The 26034-nt window shown below is 35.1% G+C and carries 19 protein-coding genes; 4 read left to right on the top strand and 15 right to left on the bottom strand.

The annotated features are described in order from the left end of the window. Positions 1–3: 3 nt before the first annotated feature. From H7350_RS11385 to H7350_RS11325, 13 genes are all read right to left on the bottom strand, one after another. The gene (locus tag H7350_RS11385; protein WP_204346051.1) at positions 4–1956 is read right to left on the bottom strand and encodes a S9 family peptidase; all 1953 of its coding nucleotides are present in this window, start codon (positions 1954–1956) and stop codon (positions 4–6) included. 21 nt (positions 1957–1977) lie between these two features. Then, positions 1978–5193 carry a WD40/YVTN/BNR-like repeat-containing protein gene (locus H7350_RS11380; RefSeq protein WP_204346050.1) on the bottom strand — a complete coding sequence of 1072 codons (3216 nt, stop codon included), beginning with the start codon at positions 5191–5193 and terminating at the stop codon, positions 1978–1980. A 120-nt stretch (positions 5194–5313) separates the two neighbouring features. After that, positions 5314–6018 (bottom strand): purine-nucleoside phosphorylase, encoded by a 705-nt coding sequence (deoD, locus tag H7350_RS11375; RefSeq protein WP_204346049.1) that lies wholly within the window; start codon positions 6016–6018, stop codon positions 5314–5316. Between the two features lie 9 nt (positions 6019–6027). After that, the gene (locus H7350_RS11370; protein ID WP_204346048.1) at positions 6028–6480 is read right to left on the bottom strand and encodes a pyridoxamine 5'-phosphate oxidase family protein; all 453 of its coding nucleotides are present in this window, start codon (positions 6478–6480) and stop codon (positions 6028–6030) included. A 24-nt stretch (positions 6481–6504) separates the two neighbouring features. After that, the gene (locus H7350_RS11365; protein ID WP_204346047.1) at positions 6505–7302 is read right to left on the bottom strand and encodes a universal stress protein; all 798 of its coding nucleotides are present in this window, start codon (positions 7300–7302) and stop codon (positions 6505–6507) included. A 62-nt stretch (positions 7303–7364) separates the two neighbouring features. Continuing rightward, on the bottom strand, positions 7365–8066 hold the full coding sequence (locus H7350_RS11360) for a sulfite exporter TauE/SafE family protein (RefSeq protein ID WP_204346046.1): 702 nt from the start codon (positions 8064–8066) through the stop codon (positions 7365–7367). 4 nt (positions 8067–8070) lie between these two features. Next, positions 8071–8595: a FixH family protein gene (locus H7350_RS11355; protein ID WP_338105777.1), complete on the bottom strand. Its 525-nt coding sequence runs from the start codon at positions 8593–8595 to the stop codon at positions 8071–8073. A gap of 127 nt (positions 8596–8722) precedes the next feature. Continuing rightward, on the bottom strand, positions 8723–10147 hold the full coding sequence (gene ccoG / locus H7350_RS11350; RefSeq protein WP_204346045.1) for a cytochrome c oxidase accessory protein CcoG: 1425 nt from the start codon (positions 10145–10147) through the stop codon (positions 8723–8725). Between the two features lie 2 nt (positions 10148–10149). Beyond that, positions 10150–11100 (bottom strand): cbb3-type cytochrome c oxidase N-terminal domain-containing protein, encoded by a 951-nt coding sequence (locus H7350_RS11345; RefSeq protein ID WP_204346044.1) that lies wholly within the window; start codon positions 11098–11100, stop codon positions 10150–10152. Beyond that, the gene (locus H7350_RS11340) at positions 11097–11282 is read right to left on the bottom strand and encodes a CcoQ/FixQ family Cbb3-type cytochrome c oxidase assembly chaperone (RefSeq protein WP_204346043.1); all 186 of its coding nucleotides are present in this window, start codon (positions 11280–11282) and stop codon (positions 11097–11099) included. The genes H7350_RS11345 and H7350_RS11340 overlap by 4 nt, the downstream gene beginning before the upstream one ends. 6 nt (positions 11283–11288) lie before the next feature. Then, positions 11289–13478: a cytochrome-c oxidase, cbb3-type subunit I gene (ccoN, locus tag H7350_RS11335; RefSeq protein ID WP_204346042.1), complete on the bottom strand. Its 2190-nt coding sequence runs from the start codon at positions 13476–13478 to the stop codon at positions 11289–11291. Positions 13479–13484: 6 nt separating this feature from the next. Further along, entirely contained in the window at positions 13485–13673 is a 189-nt protein-coding gene (ccoS, locus tag H7350_RS11330) for a cbb3-type cytochrome oxidase assembly protein CcoS (RefSeq protein ID WP_204346041.1), read from the bottom strand. A gap of 80 nt (positions 13674–13753) precedes the next feature. Then, on the bottom strand, positions 13754–16129 hold the full coding sequence (locus tag H7350_RS11325; RefSeq protein ID WP_204346040.1) for a heavy metal translocating P-type ATPase: 2376 nt from the start codon (positions 16127–16129) through the stop codon (positions 13754–13756). Positions 16130–16236: 107 nt separating this feature from the next. On the opposite strand from H7350_RS11325, the gene H7350_RS11320 reads away from it, so the two are divergent. The 3 genes from H7350_RS11320 (at position 16237) to H7350_RS11310 (ending at position 19636) form a co-directional block, all read left to right on the top strand. Beyond that, positions 16237–16914, top strand: coding sequence for a Crp/Fnr family transcriptional regulator (locus tag H7350_RS11320; protein ID WP_204346039.1), 678 nt, complete (start codon positions 16237–16239; stop codon positions 16912–16914). A gap of 54 nt (positions 16915–16968) precedes the next feature. Then, complete coding sequence (locus H7350_RS11315; protein WP_204346038.1) at positions 16969–18096, top strand: vWA domain-containing protein; 1128 nt, start codon at positions 16969–16971, stop codon at positions 18094–18096. A 73-nt stretch (positions 18097–18169) separates the two neighbouring features. Then, positions 18170–19636: a sigma 54-interacting transcriptional regulator gene (locus H7350_RS11310; RefSeq protein ID WP_204346037.1), complete on the top strand. Its 1467-nt coding sequence runs from the start codon at positions 18170–18172 to the stop codon at positions 19634–19636. Between the two features lie 18 nt (positions 19637–19654). On the opposite strand, the gene H7350_RS11305 is transcribed toward H7350_RS11310, so the two are convergent. Together H7350_RS11305 and H7350_RS11300 are read right to left on the bottom strand one after the other, a co-directional pair. Next, positions 19655–20206, bottom strand: a complete 552-nt coding sequence (locus H7350_RS11305; protein WP_204346036.1) for a PepSY-associated TM helix domain-containing protein — start codon at positions 20204–20206, stop codon at positions 19655–19657. A 76-nt stretch (positions 20207–20282) separates the two neighbouring features. After that, positions 20283–20846, bottom strand: a complete 564-nt coding sequence (locus tag H7350_RS11300) for a YdeI/OmpD-associated family protein (protein ID WP_204346035.1) — start codon at positions 20844–20846, stop codon at positions 20283–20285. A gap of 561 nt (positions 20847–21407) precedes the next feature. Here H7350_RS11300 and H7350_RS11295 point away from each other — a divergent pair. Further along, positions 21408–25604, top strand: coding sequence for a DUF8202 domain-containing protein (locus H7350_RS11295; protein ID WP_204346034.1), 4197 nt, complete (start codon positions 21408–21410; stop codon positions 25602–25604). The last annotated feature ends 430 nt before the right edge of the window (positions 25605–26034 follow it).

The raw sequence follows: 26034 nt of genomic DNA, 5'->3' as shown, positions 1-26034 counted from the left end.
GAATTATTTTGTGGTTTCGACTTCAATTTCAGTGCTTTCAGTTTCTCCATCTAAAGGCGCATTTTCTTTTTTGAGGTGTTTGTCTAAAAACTTTAAAATCCTACTGTAGGATTCAATCTGATTTTCTTTTTTAATAAAACCATGACCTTCGTCTTCAAATAATACATATTCAACAGGAACGTTATTTTTTCTTACTCCTTCAACAATTTCATCAGACTCCACTTGTAACACTCTAGGATCTTGTGCACCTTGTAATACCATAAGTGGTTTTGTGACTTTATCTGTGTGGAATAATGGTGAAATACGCTTTAATCGAACCGAATCTGCAGAATAAGGATCACCTAGTTCTTTATATAATGATTCTCTAAATGATTCCCAATATGGTGGAATGCTTTTAAGTGTTCTTATCCAATTGGTAACACCATATATATTAACTCCAACATCAAATTCTTCAGGAGTGTAGGTAAGGGCTGCCATAGTCATGTAGCCTCCATAAGAGCCTCCAATAATTCCAATTTTATCTGCATCAATTTCTGACTGTGTAGCGAGCCAGTTTTTGCCCTCTACACAATCTTGTAAATCTTTTTCTCCATGATTTAAATCATCCATTTGATAAAACGTTTTTCCATAGCCGCTACTTCCGCGATTATTGACAGCCAAAACTGCATAACCATGATTGACCATATACTGAATTAGTGAGCTAAAGCCTTGACGTGTTTGACCTCCAGGACCACCATGAACCCAAACCATAGCAGGAACTTTGTTATCTTCTGAAGCCTGATGTGGTAGGTAATAAATTGCTGGAATAATTGTACCATCAAATGATTTATAACGAATTACTTTTGCAGTCACCAAATCGTCACCATTGATTTCCTTATTTAGTACGCTTGTAAGTTTATGCTGTGCTTTTGTATCTAAATTATAGGTGTATAAATCAGATGGAGAGTTTGAGCCTCCTACATACATACGCATCCATGTTTCATCATCGCTAAAACTAACACTGGTGATACTTTTCTCACCAAAATCAGGCAATTCAATAGGTGTCATTGTCTCGGCATCTAAAACATCAATTGCATTTTTTCCATCTTCATTAACATACACAACCATATATGTTCCGTTAGATGTAAATCCACTTCCCATAATATCCCAGGCTTTTTCTAAAACTTTCTTTTTTTCTTTTGTCTTTAAATTGTATGACATAAGGTATGAAAACTCTGAGCCATCATCGGTTGAATAGTAAAATAGGCTATTATCTTTGGAAAAGTCCTGAGCAGAATTTTTACTTTGATTATCATTAATCTTAATTTTCTCTTTGGTCGCGACGTTATAAAGAAAGAGGTCACTATCATTCGTGTTTAAAGACTGTGTTAAAGCAAAATAATTTTCATCATCAGACATCCCTGAAAAGGTAAGTCCGCTATCATCTTGATAAATCATTTCAGACGTATAATCTGAAATAGACATTTTGTAGACATCAAAATACTTAGGATTTCTTTTATTAGATCCATAATATAAATAGTTGTCATCTTCAGACCATCCGTAGAAACTAGATTTCGCACCTTTTTCTGGAGTAATGTCTTTTACAGTTCCGTCAGTTTCTCTTACAAAAAGATGATCAATTTCGTCACCATTTCCATCTGCACTAAGTAACATTCTATTGTCATTAGGAAAGTAAGACTCTGCAAATACAGAAGTACTGTCAGATGTTGTAATCGCTGTCATATCACCTCCTGTAACGGGAATGGTGTAAGCGTTATAAATACCTGAACGGTTACTTGAGACAAGAAGATTACTGTTGTCAGCAGAAAAACTTCCACCTCCAACGGCTTCATTATCCATAAATTGTTCGATACTGTATTCTTGTATTTCACGTTCTGCCATAGCTTTTTCTTTAGATTCCTCTTTGCAGGAAAACATAAGTATGGTGAGGCATAATCCTAAGATTTTTGTTTTCATAATTATTGCTTTTGTATGTTATTAATCTAATTTGAATGTTTTAATATCCTTAAAAGGATTGGTTTGTAGCTGTTCCATTTTGTTGCGGTAAGGTGCCCAAGTCGTATTAAAGAATGTATTTGTTTCGTTTAAAACACTTTCTAAAGCTGCTTTCGCATTTTTAATTAAAGTGGTTTCGGTAGATGAAATTCCATTCTGGCGACTTCCCACATAGTTTCTAGCTAGATTTAAACGTTGCATAACAGTGACTTCAGGATTTCTGGTAATCCCTTGTCGTTTGTCTTCTTTTCCTAAGAATTTATCAATAATGCTATCCATTTGCTTAACAATGGCTTTAGAAGCTTTGATATCTTCTTTGTACTTGTCTTTATCTAGTTTTTTAAGTGATGATTGGTAGTCTAAGGCAATCGTTTTACTTTCAACTAATTGCTGCACAGCATCGGCAGCAGTTTGCTGCATGGTCTCTAGTTTCTTATAATGATCGTAAACCTGATTCACATTGGCTATAGATGTGTTTAACCTCGGATCTAATTTTACAGTTATCATTGTTTCAGAAGACTGGTCTCCAAAACTCATAACGGCCTTATAAGTTCCTGGTTTTACACTTATACCACCACGTTCATTAGTACGTTTGCGGATACGTTTTGAAGGATAATCTACTCCAGCTTCATCCATATACCATGACCATTTATACAATCCAGTCGAGTCTGGAGCTTTTTGTTTTAAAGTGCGTATCAAACGATCACCATCATATACTTTAAGGTGAATAGAATCCCATTTAAATTTGGCGTCTTTTTTTTCTGAATCGTCAGTGTCATCATCCTCTGCTTTGTCTTCCATTTTAGCATCAGTAGCTTTTTTCATATCATCAATTTTCACAAAATAAGATAGTCTTGCACCATAACCTCTGTTTTCGCCATGATACATGGCATCTGCTCCAAATCGACTTCCGGTTGGTTGTTGGTAAGCGGCCTGGTAGGCTGTTGGAGGTTCAAATAACTCTAATTTTTGATTGACAACTTGTTTGTTTTTAGCAATAGCTCTTAGCGGGCGAATATCATCGAGTATCCAGGCAGCACGACCAAATGTTCCGATTATTAAGTCGTGTTCACGCGGATGAATAACTAAATCTTTTACGGAAACGGTAGGGAAACCATTCGTCCATTTCGTCCATTTATTTCCTGCATCAAACGATATATAGAGTCCGTCATCTGTTCCTAAAAACAAGAGGTTTGATTCTACAGGGTCTTCGACAATTGATAAGGTATAGCTTTCAACATCGTTAGCATCTACAATGCGTGTCCAGGTTTTACCATAGTCTTTAGTTCTATAAGCGTAAGGTGTGTAATTAAATCGTCTGTAATCATTAGCGATTAATAAAGCTTCTCCTTTAGTTTTGTTAGACGCTTTAATTTGAGCAATCCAACTTCCGGCAGGTAAACCTTTAATGTTTTTTGTAACATCGGTCCAGGAGTTACCTCCATTGGTTGTATAATGTACTTTTCCATCATCGGTTCCAACCCAAAGCATATTTTGTTCAAGTTCTGAAGGTTCAATAACTAAAATAGTGGTGTGATTTTCAGCACCTGTCGCATCCATTGTAAGTCCTCCACTTTCTGATTGCTTTTGTTTTTCAGGGTCATTTGTAGTTAAATCAGGTGAAATAATGCTCCATGTGTCACCTTTGTCGGTTGATTTATGGACAAACTGACTTCCGAAGTAAATCGTACTATTATTAAAGGGGTCAATATTTATTGCCGAATTCCAGTTAAAACGTAATTTAACTTCTGGATCTGGATGTGTTGGTCTTACCAGATAGTTGTTTCCCGTTTCCCAATCATAACGACTTACATAACCTTGCTGACTCATAGACCAACCATATCTTGAATCGTCACGATCTGGAACCACGTCAAAACCATCTCCAAAACTAATCTCTTGCCAATAGCTATTTCTAATGCCTTGATCTCTCCATACGTAAGCAGGACCTCTCCAGGAACCGTTATCTTGCATTCCGCCATAGACATTATATGGAATGTCGTTATCGACGTTTATATGGTAAAACTGAGCCACTGGTAAGTTCCCTATAAAACGCCATGACTTTCCACCATCTTTGGTAATATTCATTCCTCCGTCATTACCATCAATCATGAAATTTCCATTTTCAGGATGAATCCACCACGCATGATGATCGGGATGTACACCATTACTCACTCCATAAGCTGGCATTAGTTGAGTGAAGTTTTTTCCACCATCTTCTGAAACATTTACATACGTAAATACAGAGTAGACCCTATTTTCATTTTGCGGATCGACATAAATCTCAGAATAGTAGAATGGTCGATTTCCTATATCACTTTTATCATTAATTTTTTTCCAGTTGAACCCACCATCTTCACTTTTATACAGTGCATTTTTTTTAGCTTCAACCAAGGCATATATAATATTAGGTTTGTTTGGAGCTATGGCAACACCAATACGTCCGAGATTCCCTTCAGGAAAACCTTCCTTATCTGTAATCTTTTTCCAGGTAGTTCCGCCATCATGAGTTATATGTAATCCTGAGCCTTCACCACCTGAGTTAAAAAACCAAGGATCACGTTTGTGTTCCCACATAGCAGCAATGAGTTTATTAGGATTTTTAGGATCCATGACTAAATCGGCAGCTCCGGTTTTGTTATTAGCAAATAATATTTTTTTCCAGGTAACTCCTCCATCTGTCGTTTTATATACGCCACGCTCAGGATGTTCTCCCCAAGGAGAACCAATAGCTCCAACATAAACTATATCTGGATTTGTCGGATCGATAATGACACGATGAATATGTCTTGTGTTTTCTAAACCCATGGCTTTCCAGCTTTTTCCTCCATCTAAGGATTTGAAAATACCATAACCACCATTTAAACTATTTCTAGGATTACCTTCTCCGGTTCCAACCCAAATGACACTCGGGTTTGATTGTTGAATAGCAACGGCTCCAATAGAAGCGGTAACTTGGTTGTCAAAAATAGGGGTCCAGGTAATACCTCCAGATTCACTTTTCCAGAGTCCTCCAGAAGCTGTGCCAACATACATTATATCCGGATTTTCATGAACAGCATCGATAGCTGTAACACGACCAGACATACCGCCAGGACCAATATTACGAGGCTTCATGTTTTTTAAAACATCCAGAGAAATGTCTTGTGCAATAAGGGAAAGAGATGCTAAGAAAAGCATCAGGAATAAAGATTTTTTCATTATTTTTTGGTTTAGTTGCTTTAAAGATACTAAAACAAATGAAGAGATAATGAAGCAAAAAAGTTAAAAGAATTGCAGAGCGTTATTGTATGATATTATTTTCAGAATAAAAAAGAATTATTAGTAGTCTAGCGTGCCTAATGCAATTTCAATCATTGTACTAAAAGTTGATTCTCGTTCATCTGCTGAGGTGTGTTCATTAGTAACTAAAGAATCTGAAATGGTCAGTATGGATAAAGCGCTAACATTGTGTTTTGCAGCTATGGTATACAAACCTGCAGTTTCCATTTCGACACATAAAACACCAAATTCGGCCCATTTTTTATATTCATCAAAGTCATCTTGGTAGAATTCATCAGAAGATAAAATATTGCCTGCTTTAATTGGAATATGATGCGCTTTGGCATAGTCGCAAGCTTTTATAAATAGTTCAAAATTTGCTGTTGGTGCATAATCTGCATTTATAAATCGAGAATTATTAATTCCAGAATTAGAAGAGGCAGACATGGCCAATACAATGTCACGGAGTTGAATATCTTTTTGATAAGAGCCAGCAGAGCCAACCCGAATTAAGTTTTTAACGCCATAATCATTGATGAGCTCATGGCAATAAATTAAACATGAAGGAATCCCCATACCTGTTCCTTGCACTGAAACACGTTTCCCTTTATAAGTACCAGTATATCCATACATGCCTCGTACATCATTATATTGTTTTGGATTTTCAAAAAAGGTTTCTGCAATCCATTTGGCTCTCATAGGATCACCAGGTAATAAAACGGTTTCGGCAATGTCACCTTTTTTTGCTTCTATATGTGTACTCATAGGACGAACTTAATTATTTTTTCTCAATTTTCCAGTAATACCTTCTATTTCAATTTTAAAAACTATTGGTAAGTCTTCTTTATAGATTTTAGCTGAAAATTCACTTATGTAATCTAAGTCTTTTTGTTCAATCCTCATGATAATATCTTTAATGCCTAAAGAAAATTCATGGAGTAATGCTTTGGCTTCACTGCCTTCTATTTCGTTGTAAACGCCATGTACTAAAACAGATTTCCATTCTGATACTGAATCAATTGAAGCCACCTGTAATGATACATGCGGATGCTTTCGCATGGCATTTATTTTATGACCTGTAGAAGAATAACAAATGATGCTGTTATCTTTAAAAAAATAGGTAATCGGAACGACATAAGGTTTATTTAAATAGATATAAGATAAATAACCTATATAATTATGACTTAAAATAAAGTCACAGTCTTTAGATTTTAAATTTATAATCATGGGTTTAGGTATTAAAGATTAGAATTAGTTGGTATGAAAAATTAATAAAGGACTAGCGATGTTTTTTGCAGGTGAAGCCTTAAAAATCCGTTCTAAAAAAGGTTTCGAATGTTCTAAAAACAGGGTCAAATCGATAGTGTTAGTTTGGAGATAACTAGAAATTGCATATTCGACAGGCACATCATCTATGGTTTTGAAATTACTATCGGGTAGTTTATACAATATGGTTTCTGCCTGATTATTTTGCGAGTTAAGTTGTAAAACATGTGTATGCAGTTTATACGAATTAATAAAGGTAACGATGTCTTCTAATGTGCTTTCCGTTAGGTCATCATCAGATGTTATAGGAAACAATAGCTCCTTTACATTTTTAAAACGATAGCCTTCAGGGATTATCAATGTTTTACATTTTACTTTTCTGATGACATTAGCTGTATTAGAGCCAAAAATGATTTCGCTAGCTCCAGTAATGCCATTACTTCCCATTACCACAAAATCAATGTCTTTTGTGTTGACGGCTTGATTAATGGCATCAGTAAAGAGATCAAAATCTATAATAGTTTCAAAATTTAGCTCTACATTATTAAACTCTTCTCGTAATTCTTTTATAAGTTGACTGAGTTTATCTTTAGGCTCTGCAATTATAGATTCATAAATACTGTTTTGAGACGAAAGCATCAAATCATCAGAAATAAAAGATTTGACTTTACAGACATTCATCAGGTAAAAATTACAGCTGTCTGATTTAAAAAAACGCAAGGCATAACGTATCGCATTTAATGAATTGTCAGAAAAATCTGTAAGAAGTAAAATGTTTTTCATCGTTTTCTAATTTTGAACATTAAGTTACCAAGAATGATGTATAAAAACTATGATATATGTCATTAATGACACTCAATCGTACTGGAAGCCATATCTGTAAATGGTGCAGGCGATACGTAAGGAATCCCTAATCCCATACCGCGAATAATAAATAAGATTCCTATGATGATCACAAACACAGGAATTGCTTTTTGAATGCGTTGTTTGATGCCAGAATTTAAAAACTTACCCAGGTAAATCGCTGTGGTCATTAATGGTATAGTTCCCAAGCCAAACAACATCATGTACAAGCTTCCTTGTGCAGCATTCTGCATGGCTAAAGAAGCAAAAACAGCCATATATACTAATCCGCAAGGTAAAAACCCGTTTAAAAATCCAATGGTTAAAAAGGTGTCAGCTGTTTTCTTTTTTAAAGCTTGTCCCAACGCCGATTTAACTTTTGAAATGACTCTGTGTATGGGTTTAGAAAAGTTATATGTGTTAAAAGTTTGCACAGGAATCAACACGACAGCAATCATTAAAACCCCAATAACTATAGATAACTGTTGCTGTATTCCGAAGAGATATAACCCTTTACCTACTAAGCCAAAAACAAGTCCGATAAGTCCGTAAGCCATGAGCCTTCCGAAGTGATAAGAGAAAATTTGAACCAACTTATTTATCGAATTAGTTCTGTCTACAGGAAGCATAAAAGCAATAGGGCCACACATGCCAACGCAGTGAAAGCTACCTAAAAGACCAAATATGAGTGCAGACCAAAGCATGATTTTAGTAAACGATTTCTTTTTTGTAGAGATATGATTTTCCGTTATATTGCCAGTCCACTTTAATGTTCCAACGACCATCTAACAAACGCTTGTCAGGTATGAGCAAATTGTGGTGAGACAATGAAATTGCAGTTTCAAAGTCTACATGTTCATTAGATGGTCTATATAGGAACACTTTTCCTGTAATCTGATTAGCCTCCATGGTTTCAGGAAACGAAATTTCTAAACCTTGTTCGGTTCTTTTCCAAGTGATATTTGTGGTTAATTCTTTAGCATTAGTTTCCTTATTAATATCATTTTGATATTCTAATTCGGCTTTATAATAATTCTCAGTTACTAATGATGTGTCATATTTTTTAACGGTATTCATATTTATTACGAAATACATGATAAAGCTAATAAAGCCTATAAATGCCAGTACAATTCCTGTTCCCCAATTTAGTTTCATATCCTTATTTATTTGATCATCCTGAACTTGTTTCAGGATCTCATTATTAATTATTTGTTGTGCATTACCCTTTCTCATTCCAATCAAAAGGGTCAGGCTTTCTACTGTATCTTTTTATTTGCTGTCTTCGACTGCGCTCAGTCCTCAAATAAAAAGGATGCCGTTTCAATCCTTAATGCGATTGTCTTTTTATGCTCAATAGGTATCAATTATAACTTCTCGGTCCTAAAAAATTAACCGTTGTTGTTTCAATCAATTCATTGTTGTTATATACTTCAATTAAAAGCTTGTTTTTATCACCTTTAAGTTCCTTTTTATCAATTTCAATAAATAGTGTGCCTTCTGCTAAACCTTGTGCTGGCACCATAAATTTTTCTGATGTCGATACCAGTTTTATATCTCCTTTATAATGGCGTAATTTGAAACTAACATCAGATATCGTATCAGTAGTTTTGTTAATCAATTTATAGGTAAAGACATTGCTGATAATGTCCTCTCCTTTATGTTCATATAATTGTCCAGGAAGTCTTAATATTCTTGCTTCTACATCATTTCTAAGGAGAAGCATACCAGATAAAACGCCAATTAAAATCACCAAAACAGCAGTATAACCTTTAAGTCTGGGTGTAAATTGAAATTTCTTTTTCTTCTCAATATTGTCCTCACTCGCATATCGAATCAAACCTTTAGGAAGGTTAATACTTTCCATAATATGATCACATTCGTCAATACAAGCTGTACAGTTCACACACTCTAGTTGTGTTCCATTTCTAATATCTATGCCTGTAGGACATACATGAACGCATTGTAAGCAATCAATACAATCGCCATGACCAAGTGCCTGACGGTCTTCATTTTTTCTAAACTTTTTACGTCCATTATCGCCTTCACCTCTTTTATGATCGTAGGCGACTACAATAGATTTATTGTCGAGTAATACACCTTGTAAGCGTCCGTACGGACAAGCGATAATGCAAACCTGTTCTCTAAACCAGGCAAACACAAAGTAAAATACAGCTGTAAAAATAATAAGCGGAAACAGAGTGCCTAAATGCTCAAAAGGACCATCTGTGATGTACTTTAAGAGTTTGTCGCTTCCAATTAGGTAGGCCAAAAAGATATTTGCAATAAGAAATGAAATCACTAAAAAGACAAACCATTTTAGTAGTCGCTTTCTAATTTTTTCTGCGTCCCATTTTTGTTTATCCAGCTTTCTCTGCTTGTTTCTATCACCATCAATCCAATATTCAATTCTTCGAAATACCATTTCCATAAATATGGTTTGCGGACAAATCCATCCACAGAAAATACGACCAAAGCCAACAGTAAATAAGGTGACGAAAATGACACCAATTAGCATTGAAATGACAAACAAATGAAAGTCTTGTGGCCAGAACGGAAACCCGAAAATATTAAAACGACGTTCTAATACATTAAACAGTAAAAACTGATTGCCATTAATTTTTATAAATGGTGCGGCGAATAAAAATATAAGAAGACCATAACTAACGATTTTGCGCTTTTCATAATAACGTCCGCTTGGTTTTTTAGGATACACCCAAGCACGTTTTCCTTCATCGGTAACTGTTCCGATGGTGTCTCTAAAACTTTCGTTATTGGGTGTTTCCATTTTTAATGTTCTTCTATGGTAATTACAGAGTCTGTTTTAACTTCAATAGCTTCAGTAGGGATATCCTTAACTGGTGCTTCTTCGTCAATCCAAATCTCACCTTCTGGAGCCTTAGGTTCTGCAGGAGTCGTGCCTTCAAATTGTAATACATAGGTTGCAACTTGTGCGATTTCCGAAGGTTTTAAACTCTGTTTCCAGGCAATCATACCTTTTCCATCACGTCCACCTTCAGAAATGGTTTTAAATACATTTTTTATGCCTCCTCCTAAAATCCAGTGTTTATCAGTAAGGTTAGGACCAATTCCGCCACCACCATCAACTTTATGACAAGCGATACAATTGGTTTCAAAAATGGATTTTCCGTTGGCAATATCTGAGGCTTCAGTTAAAACAGTTACAGTATTAAAGTCGACAAGATCTTTAGCTGTTTTTTTATATTCTTCTATTTCTATTTGAGCTTGAGCGATTTCGGCTTCTAATTCTTGAAATTGATTTTCACCACTAAAAATGTGAAATCTTGCTAAATACACAGCTCCAAAAATGATAGAGGCATAAAACCCATATAACCACCATGGTGGTAAATCATTGTCTAATTCTTTTATGCCATCGTAATTATGGTCCAGTACAAGATCATGTTCTTCTTCAATAGGTTTCGTTCCAACAAGTTTAGTGTATGTTTTGTTGATCCAATTCAAAATTTTAGAAGGCGCATTTCGTCTTGCTTCATATCTGGCTTTGGCAGCTTCGTCTAAGCTTTGATATAAGATATTATCGAGAGCACCAACAATCGCTTCTATAGCTACAAGAATCAGAAATACGAGTAGTAAGAATAGTCCAATTAAAGGTTCAGCTATAAAAGCGGGTTCATCACCCGAATCGATAACATATTCTGTAAGTCCGAAAATGATAAAAAATACAAGAGGTACTCTTATCCATGATGGTATCTGTCTCATAAATCTGTAGTGTTTTGATTATCTAAAGGAATTTGACTCACCGTTGTGATATAGTCTTTTTTTGCAGTAATTACCCACCAGAAAAGGATGACGAAAAAACTGAAAAATATGAGTAAGGAGATCAAAGGATAGATTTCTATACCTGTGATGCTTTCCATATGATTTTTTACAAATTTTAGCATAACGTGTTAGTTTTGAGTTGTTGATACGTCTTGGTCTTTAACTTTGATGTCTGTTCCAAGTCGTTGTAAATAAGCTATGATAGCTACAATTTCTCTGTTTCGCATTTCTATAAATGCATCACCTCCAGCTTTTTTATCAGCTTCATAGGTTTTTGCAAAATCTGGATCTGTATACAGATTCTGTTCTATTTGTGTGCCTTGTTCTAACATTAATTGTTGCGCATTTAAAATCTCTTCTTCGGTATAAGGAACACCAAGTGATACCATAGCTCTCATTTTAGCTTCGATTTGAGATGTATCAAGCTCATTTTTAATTAACCATTTATAAGAAGGCATTATAGATCCCGATGAAGTGCTTTGCGGATCATACATATGGTTTAGATGCCAGTTGTCGGAGTATTTACCACCTACACGATGTAAATCAGGTCCGGTACGTTTACTTCCCCAAAGGAATGGATGATCATAAACAAACTCACCAGCTTTAGAGTATTCACCATAGCGCTCTACTTCATTTCTAAAAGGACGCACCATTTGAGAGTGGCAGCCTACACAACCTTCTCTAATGTATATATCTCTTCCTTCAAGTTCTAATGGTGTATATGGTTTAACACTTGTAATTGTTGGGATATTAGATTTGACTAATAGCGTAGGAACAATTTGAACAATACCACCAATAAGAATAGCTATAGTAGCATAAATCGTTAATTTGATTGGTTTACGCTCTAACCATGTATGCCATCCTTCTCCAGCAACACGTCTTTTTGATACTCGTTTTAAAGCTGCAGCTTCTGCTAGTTCATCATGTACTTTACTACCATTTTTTATGGTGATGATGACGTTAACAATCATGATAATCATTCCAGTAAGAAATAATGTACCACCAATAGCACGCATCCAGTACATTGGTATGATTTCAGTTACAGTTTCCAGAAAATTACCATATACTAAAGTTCCATCTGGATTAAATTGTTTCCACATTGCCCATTGTGTAAATCCGGCAACATACATAGGTAATGCATAAAAAATGATACCTAAAGTCCCAATCCAGAAGTGAGCATTAGCCAACGCTATAGAATGTAATTTTGTTTTGAAAAGTTTAGGAACTAAGTAATAAATCATACCAAAGGTTAAGAACCCATTCCATGCTAAGGCTCCAACATGCACATGAGCAATAATCCAGTCTGTAAAATGCGCCATGGCATTCATACTTTTTAGAGATAACATCGGTCCTTCAAATGTGGCCATCCCATAACCAGTAATGGCAACGACCATAAATTTTAAAACAGGATCAGTACGTACTTTATCCCAAGCACCACGTAGTGTAAGGAGTCCGTTAATCATTCCTCCCCAAGACGGCATTAAAAGCATAACTGAAAAAGCAACACCCAGATTTTGTGCCCATCCAGGAAGAGCCGTATATAATAGGTGATGTGGTCCAGCCCAGATATAAATAAATATCAAAGACCAGAAGTGAACTATAGATAGTCTGTAAGAATAAACAGGTCTGTTCGCAGCTTTAGGAACAAAATAATACATCAAACCTAAAAATGGAGTTGTTAAGAAGAATGCAACGGCATTATGACCATACCACCATTGTACCAAAGCATCTTGCACACCGGCATATACTGAATAACTTTTCATACCGCTAACGGGTAATTCTAAACTATTAAAAATGTGAAGAACAGCCACAGTAACAAATGTTGCTAGGTAAAACCAAATAGCTACGTATAAATGACGTTGTCTTCTTTTTAAGATGGTACCGATAAGGTTCCAGCCAAAAACAACCCAAATTACTGCGATGGCAATATCAAAAGGCCATTCTAATTCGGCATATTCTTTAGATGTTGTATACCCTAGAGGAAGTGTGATTGCTGCGCCTACAATTATAAGCTGCCAGCCCCAAAAATTGATTTTGCTCAATGTATCACTAAACATTCTGGCTTTTAGCAACCGTTGTGAAGAGTAATATACACCCGCAAAAATAGCATTTCCAACAAAGGCAAAAATGACAGCATTGGTATGCAATGGTCTTAAACGCCCAAAACTAAGCCACGAGATACCGTCGGTAAGGTTAGGGAATAAAAACAAGAACGCCAGTAATAAACCTACTAACATTCCTACTACTCCCCAAAGCATGGTTGCATAGAGGAAATTTTTTACGATTTTGTTATCGTATTTAAATTGTTGAACTTCCATAATAATTTAATTAGTCTTTTTTATTTTAACAGATGGTTTTTGTTGCTCTTTAACAAGCTCGTCTTCAAAAAGCATTCTAACAGAAGGTGTATAGCCGTCATCAAATTGTCCTTTTTTAACTGCCGTTATAAACGCCACAAAAAAAACAATAGCAACACTAATGCTGATACTTAACAAAACATATATAACACTCATACCTATTAGAAGTTATGGTTCAAAATTACGTTTGAATAGATTCTTAAAACATGATATAAGTCATGTTTAAAAACTATTTTTTATACATTCATTCTCCGACCCAAAAGATTGGTAGCAATGGTCGTAAACACAACAATGCTAATAGAACTTAAAGGCATTAAAATGGCGGCAATTACAGGTGCTAATTGCCCAGTAACGGCAAAATAAAGACCAATGCTATTATAAATGAAAGACAGTAAAAAACTCCATTTAATAATTTTTATAGCGCTTTTTGAAGCCTTTATAAATGCATGTAATTGATTAAATTTTGAGGCGTCCAGAATGGCATCGCAAGCAGGTGAAAACACGTTGACATTTTCAGAAAGTGCAATACCAACATTACTTTGCGCTAAAGCACCTGCATCATTAAGTCCGTCACCAATCATAAGTACTTTGGCACCTTCGGTTTGATGATATTTGATGTACTCTAATTTGTCGTTTGGTTTCTGATTAAAAATCAATTTTGTTTTTGAGGGTAATAGCTTTTTGAGATTTTCTAATTCACCTTCATTATCTCCAGAAAGAATAACCAGATCATACTCTTTTTTGAGCCTGTTAAATAGTTTAGAAAGCCCTTTTCTATACTTATTGTAAAAGGTGAATTTTCCTTTGTATTGATTATTGGTGCTCACATGAACAGTCGTATTTAATACAGACGTTTCTGTAGCGCCTACAAAACTTGCCGAACCAATTTTAATATGATCGTTATTGTGTGTTGCTTCAATACCTTTACCAAGATGTTCTTCAAAATGATTGAGAGTAATAATGTTGTGGGCATCCAGAATCTCGTAGAGGGTTCTGCTCAGCGGATGATTTGAACCTCGAAGCGTATTTTTTAGCAGACTTTCTTCGGAAGGATTTAAAGCAATACCTTCATAAGTTGCATTACTTTTTTTGTTGGAGGTTATGGTTCCGGTTTTATCAAAAATTATAGTGTTTATACTAGCTAATTGCTCGATGACTGAAGCGTTTTTGACATAAAATTTTAACTTTCCGAAGATGCGCAGCAAATTTCCGAAGGTAAAAGGTGCCGATAATGCGATGGCACAAGGACAGGCAATAATCAAAACGGCTGTAAATACATTCATGGCTTTAGAAGCATTAGAAAATAACCAATAAGAAGTAGCAATTACAGCGATGCTTAAAATAGTAATGGTAAAACGTTTACTGATTTTATTTGTTAATGTTGTAAAACCATCTTCTTTATTTTTACTGAATACATCATTACTCCACAATTGCGTGAGATAGCTTTGCTCCACAGATTTTAGAGCTTCCATTTCAATCACGCCAGAGGTTTGTTTTCCTCCAGCAAAGAGCTTTTCTCCAGAAGTTTTGCTAATCGTTTCAGATTCGCCAGTTACAAAGCTGTAATCAATTCTCGCTTTTCCTTTAATTAAAATGCCATCTACAGGAATCAATTCTTCATTTCGAATTAGCAATCGGTCTCCTTTTTTTATGTCATAGACCTGAGTTGAGGTTTCTTCATTATTAGAATCCATTGTAGTAACTGCAATAGGAAAATAGGATTTGTAATCGCGTTCAAAGGATAAAAATGAATAGGTTTTTTGCTGAAAAAACTTACCGAGTAATAAAAAGAAGACCAGACCAGTAAGACTATCAAAAAATCCTGAACCTAAATCAAAACTAATTTCAACGGTACTTCTAATAAACAATACGGCGATGCCTAAAGCAATCGGAACATCAATATTGAGAAGTTTAGCACCTAAACCTTTATAAGCTGAAATAAAATAATCGCGACCAGCATAAAACACTACTGGAATTGAGAAGGCAAACATAAGCCAGCGAAATAAATGCTTGTACTGTTCTAACCAGAATTCTCCAACTTCAAAATATTCGGGAAAGGATAAAAACATCACATTTCCGAAGGCAAAACCAGCAATTCCTAATTTGTAAATCAGACTCCTGTTCACATTTTGCTGACCTGTTTTATAATCATCTAATGAAATATAAGGTTCATAACCGATAGTACTTAAAAGCAACACAGCCTCTTTGAGCGATAGGTGTTCAGAATTATAAGTAATCCTCACCGTCTTTTTTCCGAAGTTTACTTGAGAGGAGGTAATGTGCGGATTTAATTTATTGAGGTTTTCTAAAATCCAGATACACGAACTACAGTGGATATGCGGAATATATAAAGTGACGATTTGTAAGTTTCCGTCATTAAATTCGGTGAGTTTTTCAATGATATTAGCCTGAGTTAAGAAATCATATTTCCCCTGAATTTCTTTAGGAGCTGCACCTGGCGATGTTTGCAAATCGTAGTAACAGCTTAAATCATGTTCTGAAAAAATTTCATAAACCGTCTTACAACCTTTGCAACAAAAGTGTTTGTCATTAGATGTGATTATGGTAGAATCACAAGGATCACCACAGTGGAAACACGTTAGTTTTTCCATAATTTTTTGCTCATTTATACCTTTTACAAAGGTTGAAAATGAAGGCCTCTTAAAATATGATTTTTGTCATGTTTTGATTATTTTTACCTAGGATTTAAAATTCAACTATGAGTAAATGCGAACAATGTATAATTAGACAATTTAATTCTCTAAAAGCGTTAACAAAAGAGGAGTTGGTTCGCATATCTGGTTGTAAAACTTCGCGAATTATTAAAAAGGGCGAAGTCATTTTTGAAGAAGGTGATACCATAAATGGCGTGTTTTGTGTTAAAGATGGAGTTTGTAAATTATCAAAGTTGAGTTCTAATGGAAGAGATCAAATAGTAAAACTCGTTGTCAAAGGTGATTTGCTAGGACAACGGTCTTTAGTAGGAGAGGAGTCGGCAAATTTGAGTGCTGTAGCACTTAACGATATGGAAGTTTGCTTTATTCCGAAGCATGAAATTATGAGCGACCTTCAAAAAAACACAAAGTTTACCTTAGACATGTTGCAACAAATGGCTCACGATTTAAAAGAGTCTGATAATGTGATTGTAGACATGGCCCAAAAATCGGTTAAAAACAGATTAGCTGATGTTTTTGTGTATATCAGTGAACATTTTGGTGTTGATGACCAAGGTTTTTTAGCGATTAACTTATCTCGAGAAGATTACGCTAATATTGTCGGAACTGCAACCGAATCAGCCATTCGCATTATCTCTCAGTTTAAAAAAGAAGGCTTAATTTCTACACAAGGAAAACAGATTAAAATTGAGAATCTTCAAAAATTAAAACGCGTCGAATAGTTTTATAAAAACTTTATTAAAATTGAATAGTAATAGTTGTATTTTTATAGAGCTATGACACAAAACAATAATTTTAGAAAAGGCTTTTCTTTTACCGCTTACAAAGCACCTGATTTATCTCCTTTTGAGACACTTTTTGAAATTTTTAAGGAGTTAATCACCCATACTTCAGGTGATTTTGATGAAGCAATTTCTTGGCTTCGTGAATTGGATAAAGAGTACAAGCTCACTACAGCAGAATACACCATAGAAGATTTTATCGAAGACCTTAAAAAGAAAGGGTATATCAAAGAAACTATTGATCCCGATGGTAATGGAGGAATGGCCATAACTGCTAAAACCGAACGCGCTATCAGGCAACAGGCTTTAGAACATATTTTCGGAAAGATTAAGCGTAGCGGACAAGGAAACCACAAGAGTAAGAGTCCGGGAATAGGAGACGAGCATACAGGAGATTTTAGAGCGTATCAATTTGGCGACGCCTTAGATAAAGTGTCGATGACCGAAAGTTTAAGAAATGCACAAATTAATCATGGTATTGGAAACTTTAGCCTAACAGAAGATGATCTGGTCGTTGAAGAAACCTTGCATAAATCTCAGATGAGTACCGTTTTAATGATTGATATAAGCCATAGTATGATTTTGTATGGCGAAGATCGTATCACACCAGCCAAACGTGTAGCCATGGCTCTGGCCGAACTCATCACAACGCGGTATCCAAAAGATACGTTAGATATAATTGTCTTCGGAAATGATTCCTGGCAAATTGAAATTAAGGATTTACCTTATTTAAAAGTTGGTCCGTATCACACGAATACGGTTGCTGGTTTGCAATTGGCGATGGATTTACTCCGAAGAAAACGCAATACCAATAAACAAATTTTTATGATTACCGATGGCAAACCCAGTTGCTTGCGTTTACCTGATGGTCAATATTATAAAGATAGCAACGGACTCAATCCTTACATCACCAACAAGTGCTATGCTATGGCGCAGCAAGCCAGAAAACTGCATATTCCGATTACCACGTTTATGATTGCGCAAGATCACTATTTGATGCAGTTTGTTCAGGAATTTACCAGAGCTAATCAAGGAAAGGCGTTTTACACAGGGCTAAAAGGTTTGGGAGAAATGATTTTTGAAGATTATGAAACCAACAGAAAAAAACGAATAAAAGGATAACATCAAAATTCATTCTCCTCTTAAATTTAAGAGAAGAGCAATTGAGAAATATAAACTAGATAGGTATTAAAACATGAATATAGAAACAATAAAAACCTTTGGAGAACTAAAAGCATCAGGTTATCAGTCGAAATCTATAAAAGATGAGCTACGTGATAATTTAATAGCGAAAATAAAAAATAATGAAACCGCTTTTGAGGGTGTTCATGGTTATGAAAACACAGTCATTCCAGAATTAGAACGTGCGATTTTGTCGCGACATAATATTAATTTGTTAGGACTTCGCGGACAAGCAAAAACACGTCTTGCACGTTTGATGCTGAATTTTTTGGATGATTATATTCCGTATATCGCAGGTTCCGAAATTAATGACGACCCGTTTCAACCTATATCACGCTTTGCTACCGAATTACTTGCGGAAAAAGGAGATGATACACCTATAGCATGGTTACACAGAAGCGAGCGTTTTGCCGAAAAATTAGCAACTCCAGATGTGACTGTTGCCGATTTAATTGGTGATGTTGACCCTATAAAAGCTGCCAATTTAAAACTGAGTTATGCCGATGATCGTGTGATTCATTATGGGATGATTCCGAGAGCTAACCGTTGCATTTTTGTCATTAATGAACTTCCCGATTTACAGGCAAGAATTCAAGTGGCTTTATTTAATATTTTACAAGAAGGAGATATTCAAATTCGTGGGTTCAAGTTACGTTTGCCTTTAGATGTGCAATTTGTATTTACGGCAAACCCTGAAGATTATACCAATAGAGGTAGCATCGTTACACCTCTAAAAGATAGGATTGGTAGTCAGATTTTAACCCATTATCCTATCGATATTGAAACCGCCAAATTAATCACAGCACAAGAAGCAAAATTAGTTGAGAGCCAGAACACCATGGTTATGGTTCCAGATTTAGCTAGAGATCTATTAGAACAAATCGTTTTTGAAGCCCGTGAAAGCGAATACATAGATGCAAAAAGTGGCGTCAGTGCCCGCTTAAGTATTACGGCTTTGGAGAATTTATTAAGTACAGCCGAGCGTCGAGCTTTAATATCTGGAGATGCTAAAACGACAGTGCGATTGAGTGATTTTGTTGGGATTATTCCTTCTATTACAGGAAAAGTCGAACTGGTTTACGAAGGCGAACAAGAAGGTGCTGCCATGGTAGCTTACAACTTGATTGGAGAAGCCGTAAAAAGTTTGTTTCCAGAATTTTTTCCGAAGATAGAAAAGCTGAAAAAAGACGATGAAGAAACGCCTTATGATGCGATTGTGTCTTGGTTTTTTAATCAGCAAGATGGATTTGAGCTTTTAGACGATTCGAGAGATAAAGTATATAAATCTTTATTAGATGCAGTGTCACCTTTAGATGATTTACTAGGCGAATATCAGCCTAATTTAAAACCTGAAGAAAGCTATTTTGTAAAAGAATTTGTGCTTTGGGCTTTAGTAGAATTTAAGCAATTAAGCAAATACCGTTTCACGGAAGGCCTTCAGTTTAAGGATCCTTACGGCAGTTATATCAGTGGTTTGTAATTTAAACGATGGGATGGCTTAAGTCGTTTTGGCTTTGTTTTTTCTTATTTGTTTGGGTTTTAACCATAACCAAAATCCGCTAAACGCAAGAAACAACAAGCCTAGAGAAATAAGTGTAGAGTAAAATAACTTTGTTGGGTTGCCTTCAGAATTGAATACATTATCAACAATAGAACCATCGTGTATCATTTCAATAAGATCTGCAGTTCTTGTTTTTTCAGAAATAACAGCACCTGTATAGCAATCGATTTGCAGTTCGGTGAAATGGTCTTCAAATCTAACTTTTGCAATCCCTTTTTTTGGTCTGTAATCTATTCTGTTGATATCGTTGGAGAGTTTTAAGCTGTCTATATAAGCTATGGCATTCTGTTCAATGTCAGCTAAAGAAATTAAAGGTCTTTTTTCAGATTCTATGTAAGCTGCTGAGGGTTTAAATCCTAATTGATCTTTCCAAGTTAAGAGCAGACCTGTGATACTCATCACGATAATAAAAAGTAATAAAGGAATAGCAACCAAGCGATGTGATTTGCGATACCAACGTGTAGATTTTGCTAAGGATTTATTTTTCATCGTACGATACAAACTACGAATCTAAAACATTTACTACTAATAATCTCTTAAGGAGACGTTAATACAAAAATCAAGATTACCAAGTCGATCTACTCTTAATATTGGCTTTACAGAGTTTGATAATTTCTGAAATTCTCTTTTCACGTGTCGTTTCTCGTTTCGCTTGATTTAACCAATAGAGATAACCTTTTCTATAGGAAGGTGCAAAGTTGTTAAAATTTTTAAAGGCCTCAGGATGGTGATCAAAAGCTTCTTGTAACGCTTCAGGAATAATCCCTTTTTCAACAGCATCAAGAGCGGTCCAACTGCCATTTTGTTTAGCAACTTCAATAGATTTGAGTCCGCTTTCATGCATTAAGTTATTATTTTTAAGATCAATTAAATGCTTTTTATTTAAAGCGCTCCAGACACTTTTGGGTTTTCTCGGACAAAAATATTGTTTGCGTTTGCCGCCACCTAAGCTCTTAACTGTAGAATCGATCCATCCATAACATAATGCTACTTTTACAGCTTCTTCCCAACGCATAGATGTTTCCTCGTTTTCAACTTTATAAAAAATTAAATAAATCCCTTTTGAACTGTCATGGTTTTTATCAAGCCATACTCTCCATTCTGTTTCGGTTTTAAAGTAATGTTCCATTTCAGTTTAAAATTAGTATCTCAAGAATATTTAAAGGGTAAATATATAGGTTTTTCAGTTTTCAAGATATAATTTATACCATTTAAGATAATGTGTTTCAACGTTAAAAATAACTTTTTTGTGTATTTCGTCGAATTTATTATGCGTTTAATCGATATTTTAACTATGTTTGTTTAGTGTAAGTATAATTTTACAAAGATATTGACATTGTACCCTAAATCATACAATGAAATATTTGGCCCCAAGCCTATGAAACTAAAATACCTATTTTAAAACAGCAATTGCTGTAACGTTATGTTAAATACTTTCTTGTCTGTATAATGCAGAAATTCCTGAAAATTTTATCTTAACGTATGCCATAAATCTGGTATTCTACTTTCATAATTATTTTTCAATATCGAAATTAATCCAAATTACTTTTCATAATAGAAAGTAAGTTCCCTCATTATGTTTTAGCTATTGTAGTTGAGAATATAAAAATGATATTTAATATTTAAAATATAAAAGTAAGGGAGATTTTACTTGACAATTGATGCGACACATCAATAAAAAACTATTATTATGAAAATGATTAACAATTTTGGAAGGTCAGTGATTACAAAGTTTGTAGTTCTAATCTGGTTTTTAACCTTTAATGCTATTGTTGCGTTTGCACAAGATGCATCTCAAACTTTTCCATCAGCTTCAGTCGTTGTTCCAGCCTCACCAGGTAGTGTAAGTACTCAATTACAACTTTGGATGAAAGCCGATGCCTCTACCAGTACAACTACTAACAATCAACGTGTTACTAGTTGGGGTGATAATTCTGGAAACTCATTTAGTGTCGTTAAAGGATCTACTAATGGTCCAACATATCTTACTAATGCTATTAATTTTAATCCAGCTTTAAGGTTTACAAGAAGTGGAGGTGAGTATATGAAAATTGCAACTGCATCGGTTTCAGGTACTGGTTTAGATGTGACACCATCACCAGATGCTGGTATTACTAACCCTTCGAGTATGTCTATCTTTGCCGCCTTTTTAACAGATCAAAGCGGAGCAGGAACCATATTATCTCGAGCAACAAGTAGTAGCAGAAGTTACCAATTGTGGTTGGGAGATCGTGATCGAGTGGTTCATTATACTTTGGCAAGAACTTCAGGAACGGGTCAAGGTGATCCAAATAGTGGGATTAACTACGGAATAACACATGCGAGAAACGATCCGAAAATTTCATCTTTGGTTGTTGATATTAATGGTGCTTCATTAGCAAATGACCCAAATGAAGCGACCGGAAAAATTAAAAAATACGTTAATGGCTATTTAGATCCCTTAACAACATATACTGATGGTGATGCAGGTTTTGGAACTGGAGAAACCACAAATATGGATGTTATAATTGGTGGACGAAGAAACTCTAACAATACTGATGTTGGTAACCTGCTTCAAGGTAGAGTTGCAGAAATTATAGTTTATGACAGAGCTTTGTCAGCAATGGAAAGGCAAAAGGTTGAAACCTATATGGCTATCAAATATGGTATTACTCTTGGCTATAATGACGAATATTACCGATGGGAAAACTCTCCAAATCACACGACAACATTTGGATATTCAGGAACAAGTAACGACTATGTGCTTTCAAATAATGCGTATGCCTGGACGGGTTCTGATAATGCTGGATTTGGTTATAATGTATTTGGTATCGCACGAGATGATAATTCAGGACTATTACAATTAAAATCAAAGAGTGTCCACGTAGCAGAGATTACTAAAGAAACTTCTGTTTTAACTATGGAAGATGAATCGGGCAGTATTTCTAATGATAGAGATTATTTATTAGTTGGAAATAATGGCGTTCAAGTAAGTCTTCAATCTGCTTCTGTGCCAGAAAGAATCACTTCTACAATTGGTAGAATATGGAAAGCCCGAGAAAGTTCTAATGATGTCGGAACCATCAAATTAGATTTTGATTTGAGCCAATGGAGTATTTCTGGAAGTTCAGATTTAGAAATGATTGTATCTAAGAACAGTGATTTGTCAAATTATAAGAACATAACAGGAACTTATAATTCATCTACAAAAACAGTTACTTTTACAGGTCTAAACTTAGAGGATGGTGATTATTTTACCTTAGCAAAATTAGAGGAATTACAAGATTCTTATCATTTTAATTTTACAGGAACTTCGAACTATGTTGATTTAGGAGATAATTTTGATTTAAACCCAACAGGGTTTACTGTTTCTGCTTGGATTAACAGAACCTCAAATTCAAATAACACATCCATTTTAGGAAAACGAAATGCAACTAATAGTCAGGGTTATGATTTTAAATTAGATGCTTCAGGACGTTTAGAAATGTCGTGGAGATCACTTACCAATACCTATCAAACTGTTAGTACAAATGCTGTCGTACCTATTGGAAAATGGCATCATGTAGCTGCCATTTATGATGGTACAACTATTAGCTTATACATTGATGGTATTCTGGCAAGATCACGAGTAAAAGCGCAGCCAGGTTCATCTAGTCAACCATTATTGATTGGTGCTTCAGGTGATATTCCAGGAAGGTTTTTTGATGGAGATATAGATGAAGTGCGAATATTTAATACAGATTTATCTTTAGATCAATTACGATTTATAATGAATCAAGAGATAGAAAATAAGTCTAATACTGTTACAGGTTCATATTTTGAGAAAATGGGTGTTTCACCAACTAAAAATGAAGTGGCTACAGTCCCATGGAATAGTTTAGAATTGTATATGCCATTTTCGCATGTGAGAGGAAATTGCCTGTTTAATAAATCTTCTCAAGTATCAAAAAACGGAAGATTATATAATGTACCAAACAGTTCAATTGACATTCAAACAGCTCCATTACCATATATATCGACACAAAACGGAAGTTGGGATTCAAGTTCTTCTTGGGAAAATGGTACTATTCAGCCTATCCCTGGAGCTAAATCTATAGTCAATACCAGCCTTAATGTAGATTGGAATATTGTAGAGACATCTCACAATATTACTATGGATAATACGAGTGTTAATAACAAAAACAGATCCTTACTCGGGCTATTTGTTGAGTCGAATACCATTACAGTATCTGGAGATAATGCTTTGCATACTGGTAATGGTTTAACAGTAACGCATTATTTAAAACTAGATGGTGATATCGATTTAAATGGAGAATCTCAATTAATCCAAACACTAGACAGTGATTTAGATGTAACAAGTGCCGGACAGTTAGAAAAAGATCAACAGGGAACGCGAGATAAGTATACCTATAATTACTGGTCGTCACCTGTTGGAGCACCAAGTACATCTGCTAATAACACAAATTATGCAATAAAAAATACGTTTAAAGATGGTACTAACCCGTCGTCTCCTATTGGTATTAATTTTATTACCAATGGTTATGATGGAACTTCAGGTTCACCTATTGGCATCGCTGATTACTGGATATGGAAATTCGCTAATCAACCCGATGATGATTATTCGGCATGGCAACATGTTAGAAGTACTGGAGTTATGAAACCTGGAGAAGGATTTACAATGAAAGGTATTGCTAATACCTCCGGAAATGTCTCCTTAGAACAAAATTATGTCGTAAAAGGAAAGCCTAATAATGGTGATATTACATTGCCACTAAATGCTGGGAATGATTACTTAATAGGTAACCCTTATGCTTCAGCAATAGATGCTCACCAGTTTATTCTCGATAATGCGCCTACCATTGATGCGCCGGGAAATACCACCGGAACACTTTATTTCTGGGAACATTGGGGAGGAGGTTCTCATGTGTTAGCCGAATATCAAGGCGGATATGCAACTTATAACCTGGCAGGAGCAGTGCCAGCTGTAGCTTTTGGAACTGCAGATCCTGATGTAGATCAAACAAGTTTAATAGGAACAAAACTGCCTGGTCGATATATACCGGTAGGACAAGGATTCTTTGTTGTTGGTGAAAACACAGGTACAATTAAGTTTAATAATGATCAGCGTGTGTTTGTAACAGAAGCTGGAAGTTCTTCAGTTTTTATGCGTACCGATGGATCTGATACAGCTCAAACTAATCAAGATGTAAATGGAGAAGAAGACACGCGATTAAAAATGCGTTTGGTTTTTGAGTCTGCAACCACTTACAAAAGAAAAATATTGATTACAGTCGATGAGAATGCATCTGCTGGTTACGATTGGGGTTACGATGCTGAGTTATATGATAACCAAGTTGATGATATGTATTGGTTAATCAATGATACTAAATATGTCATTCAAGGTATCAATGCATTGACCAGTCAAACCGTACTGCCTTTAGGAGTAAATTTATCTTCCTCAGGTGAACAAAAAATTTCATTAGATAAAATTGAAAATGTTGTTGATCCAATGCAAATTTATTTACATGATATTGATTTAGGAATATACCATGATTTAAAAAGCGGAGTCTATAGTTTTAATTCAGGACAAGGTGTATACTTAAGTCGCTTTGAGATTGTATTTAGTATTCCAGAATCACTTAGTGTTGAGACCGCTGAAGTAGATGACGATACATTACAAGTATTTTATGATAATGAAGACGAAAGTATCACTATAAATAATCCGAAAAATTTGATCATTGATAATGTTGAGGTTTTTACCATTCTGGGGCAATCAGTATTTGCGTCAGATGAATACGTGTCAGAACAGACACTTAAAATTGATGCGAAAACATTTAGTACAGGAACATACATCATAAAGGTGGAAACAGAAACAGGAAGTTACACTAAGAAAATTTTAGTTAATTAGTTAGTTTTTTAATTTTATGTCAACTTAAAGACTGCTTTCGAGCGGTCTTTTCGTTTTTATACCATGTACAACTTTATTAATAATGCACATCTCAGACTCGTAAGGTGTGTTTTTTGAAATTTAATACTGAAATACAGTAGGTTAGCTTGTATTTTTGAGGTGCTTCAAGCAATCGTTTTAACGATAATTTATGCATTTTAGTACTCCATAACGAGTAAATATTCCACATGAACGAATATTTGTCCACTCATGATTTATCCATTCTATATTTGAAGTGTTATTGAATTGTATGTCAGAAGCATACAAAAATATTTGGCCCCAAGCCTATGAAACTTAAATACCTATTTACACTTTCATAATATTTTCAATATCAGATTAATCCAAAATACTTTTCATAATAAAAAGTATTCTCCCTCAACGTGTTATCTGC

The organism is Psychroserpens algicola (genome assembly GCF_014526325.1).
GTDB classification, from domain to species: Bacteria; Bacteroidota; Bacteroidia; order Flavobacteriales; family Flavobacteriaceae; genus Psychroserpens; species Psychroserpens algicola.
The sequence above is the reverse complement of the archived record's forward strand: the minus strand, read 5'-3'. Positions and strand labels throughout refer to the sequence as shown.

What these genes read in the sequence shown, in the direction of transcription:
- H7350_RS11315 (WP_204346038.1), top strand. Translation starts at nt 16,969, where the DNA reads ATGACACAAAACAATAATTTTAGAAAAGGCTTTTCTTTTACCGCTTAC.
- ccoG (WP_204346045.1), bottom strand. Translation starts at nt 10,147, where the DNA reads ATGGAAACACCCAATAACGAAAGTTTTAGAGACACCATCGGAACAGTT.
- H7350_RS11385 (WP_204346051.1), bottom strand. Translation starts at nt 1,956, where the DNA reads ATGAAAACAAAAATCTTAGGATTATGCCTCACCATACTTATGTTTTCC.
- deoD (WP_204346049.1), bottom strand. Translation starts at nt 6,018, where the DNA reads ATGAGTACACATATAGAAGCAAAAAAAGGTGACATTGCCGAAACCGTT.
- H7350_RS11340 (WP_204346043.1), bottom strand. Translation starts at nt 11,282, where the DNA reads ATGCTAAAATTTGTAAAAAATCATATGGAAAGCATCACAGGTATAGAA.
- ccoS (WP_204346041.1), bottom strand. Translation starts at nt 13,673, where the DNA reads ATGAGTGTTATATATGTTTTGTTAAGTATCAGCATTAGTGTTGCTATT.
- ccoN (WP_204346042.1), bottom strand. Translation starts at nt 13,478, where the DNA reads ATGGAAGTTCAACAATTTAAATACGATAACAAAATCGTAAAAAATTTC.
- H7350_RS11320 (WP_204346039.1), top strand. Translation starts at nt 16,237, where the DNA reads ATGAGTAAATGCGAACAATGTATAATTAGACAATTTAATTCTCTAAAA.
- H7350_RS11365 (WP_204346047.1), bottom strand. Translation starts at nt 7,302, where the DNA reads ATGAAAAACATTTTACTTCTTACAGATTTTTCTGACAATTCATTAAAT.
- H7350_RS11310 (WP_204346037.1), top strand. Translation starts at nt 18,170, where the DNA reads ATGAATATAGAAACAATAAAAACCTTTGGAGAACTAAAAGCATCAGGT.
- H7350_RS11360 (WP_204346046.1), bottom strand. Translation starts at nt 8,066, where the DNA reads ATGCTTTGGTCTGCACTCATATTTGGTCTTTTAGGTAGCTTTCACTGC.
- H7350_RS11325 (WP_204346040.1), bottom strand. Translation starts at nt 16,129, where the DNA reads ATGGAAAAACTAACGTGTTTCCACTGTGGTGATCCTTGTGATTCTACC.
- H7350_RS11305 (WP_204346036.1), bottom strand. Translation starts at nt 20,206, where the DNA reads ATGAAAAATAAATCCTTAGCAAAATCTACACGTTGGTATCGCAAATCA.
- H7350_RS11370 (WP_204346048.1), bottom strand. Translation starts at nt 6,480, where the DNA reads ATGATTATAAATTTAAAATCTAAAGACTGTGACTTTATTTTAAGTCAT.
- H7350_RS11380 (WP_204346050.1), bottom strand. Translation starts at nt 5,193, where the DNA reads ATGAAAAAATCTTTATTCCTGATGCTTTTCTTAGCATCTCTTTCCCTT.
- H7350_RS11355 (WP_338105777.1), bottom strand. Translation starts at nt 8,595, where the DNA reads ATGAGAAAGGGTAATGCACAACAAATAATTAATAATGAGATCCTGAAA.
- H7350_RS11345 (WP_204346044.1), bottom strand. Translation starts at nt 11,100, where the DNA reads ATGAGACAGATACCATCATGGATAAGAGTACCTCTTGTATTTTTTATC.
- H7350_RS11300 (WP_204346035.1), bottom strand. Translation starts at nt 20,846, where the DNA reads ATGGAACATTACTTTAAAACCGAAACAGAATGGAGAGTATGGCTTGAT.
- H7350_RS11295 (WP_204346034.1), top strand. Translation starts at nt 21,408, where the DNA reads ATGAAAATGATTAACAATTTTGGAAGGTCAGTGATTACAAAGTTTGTA.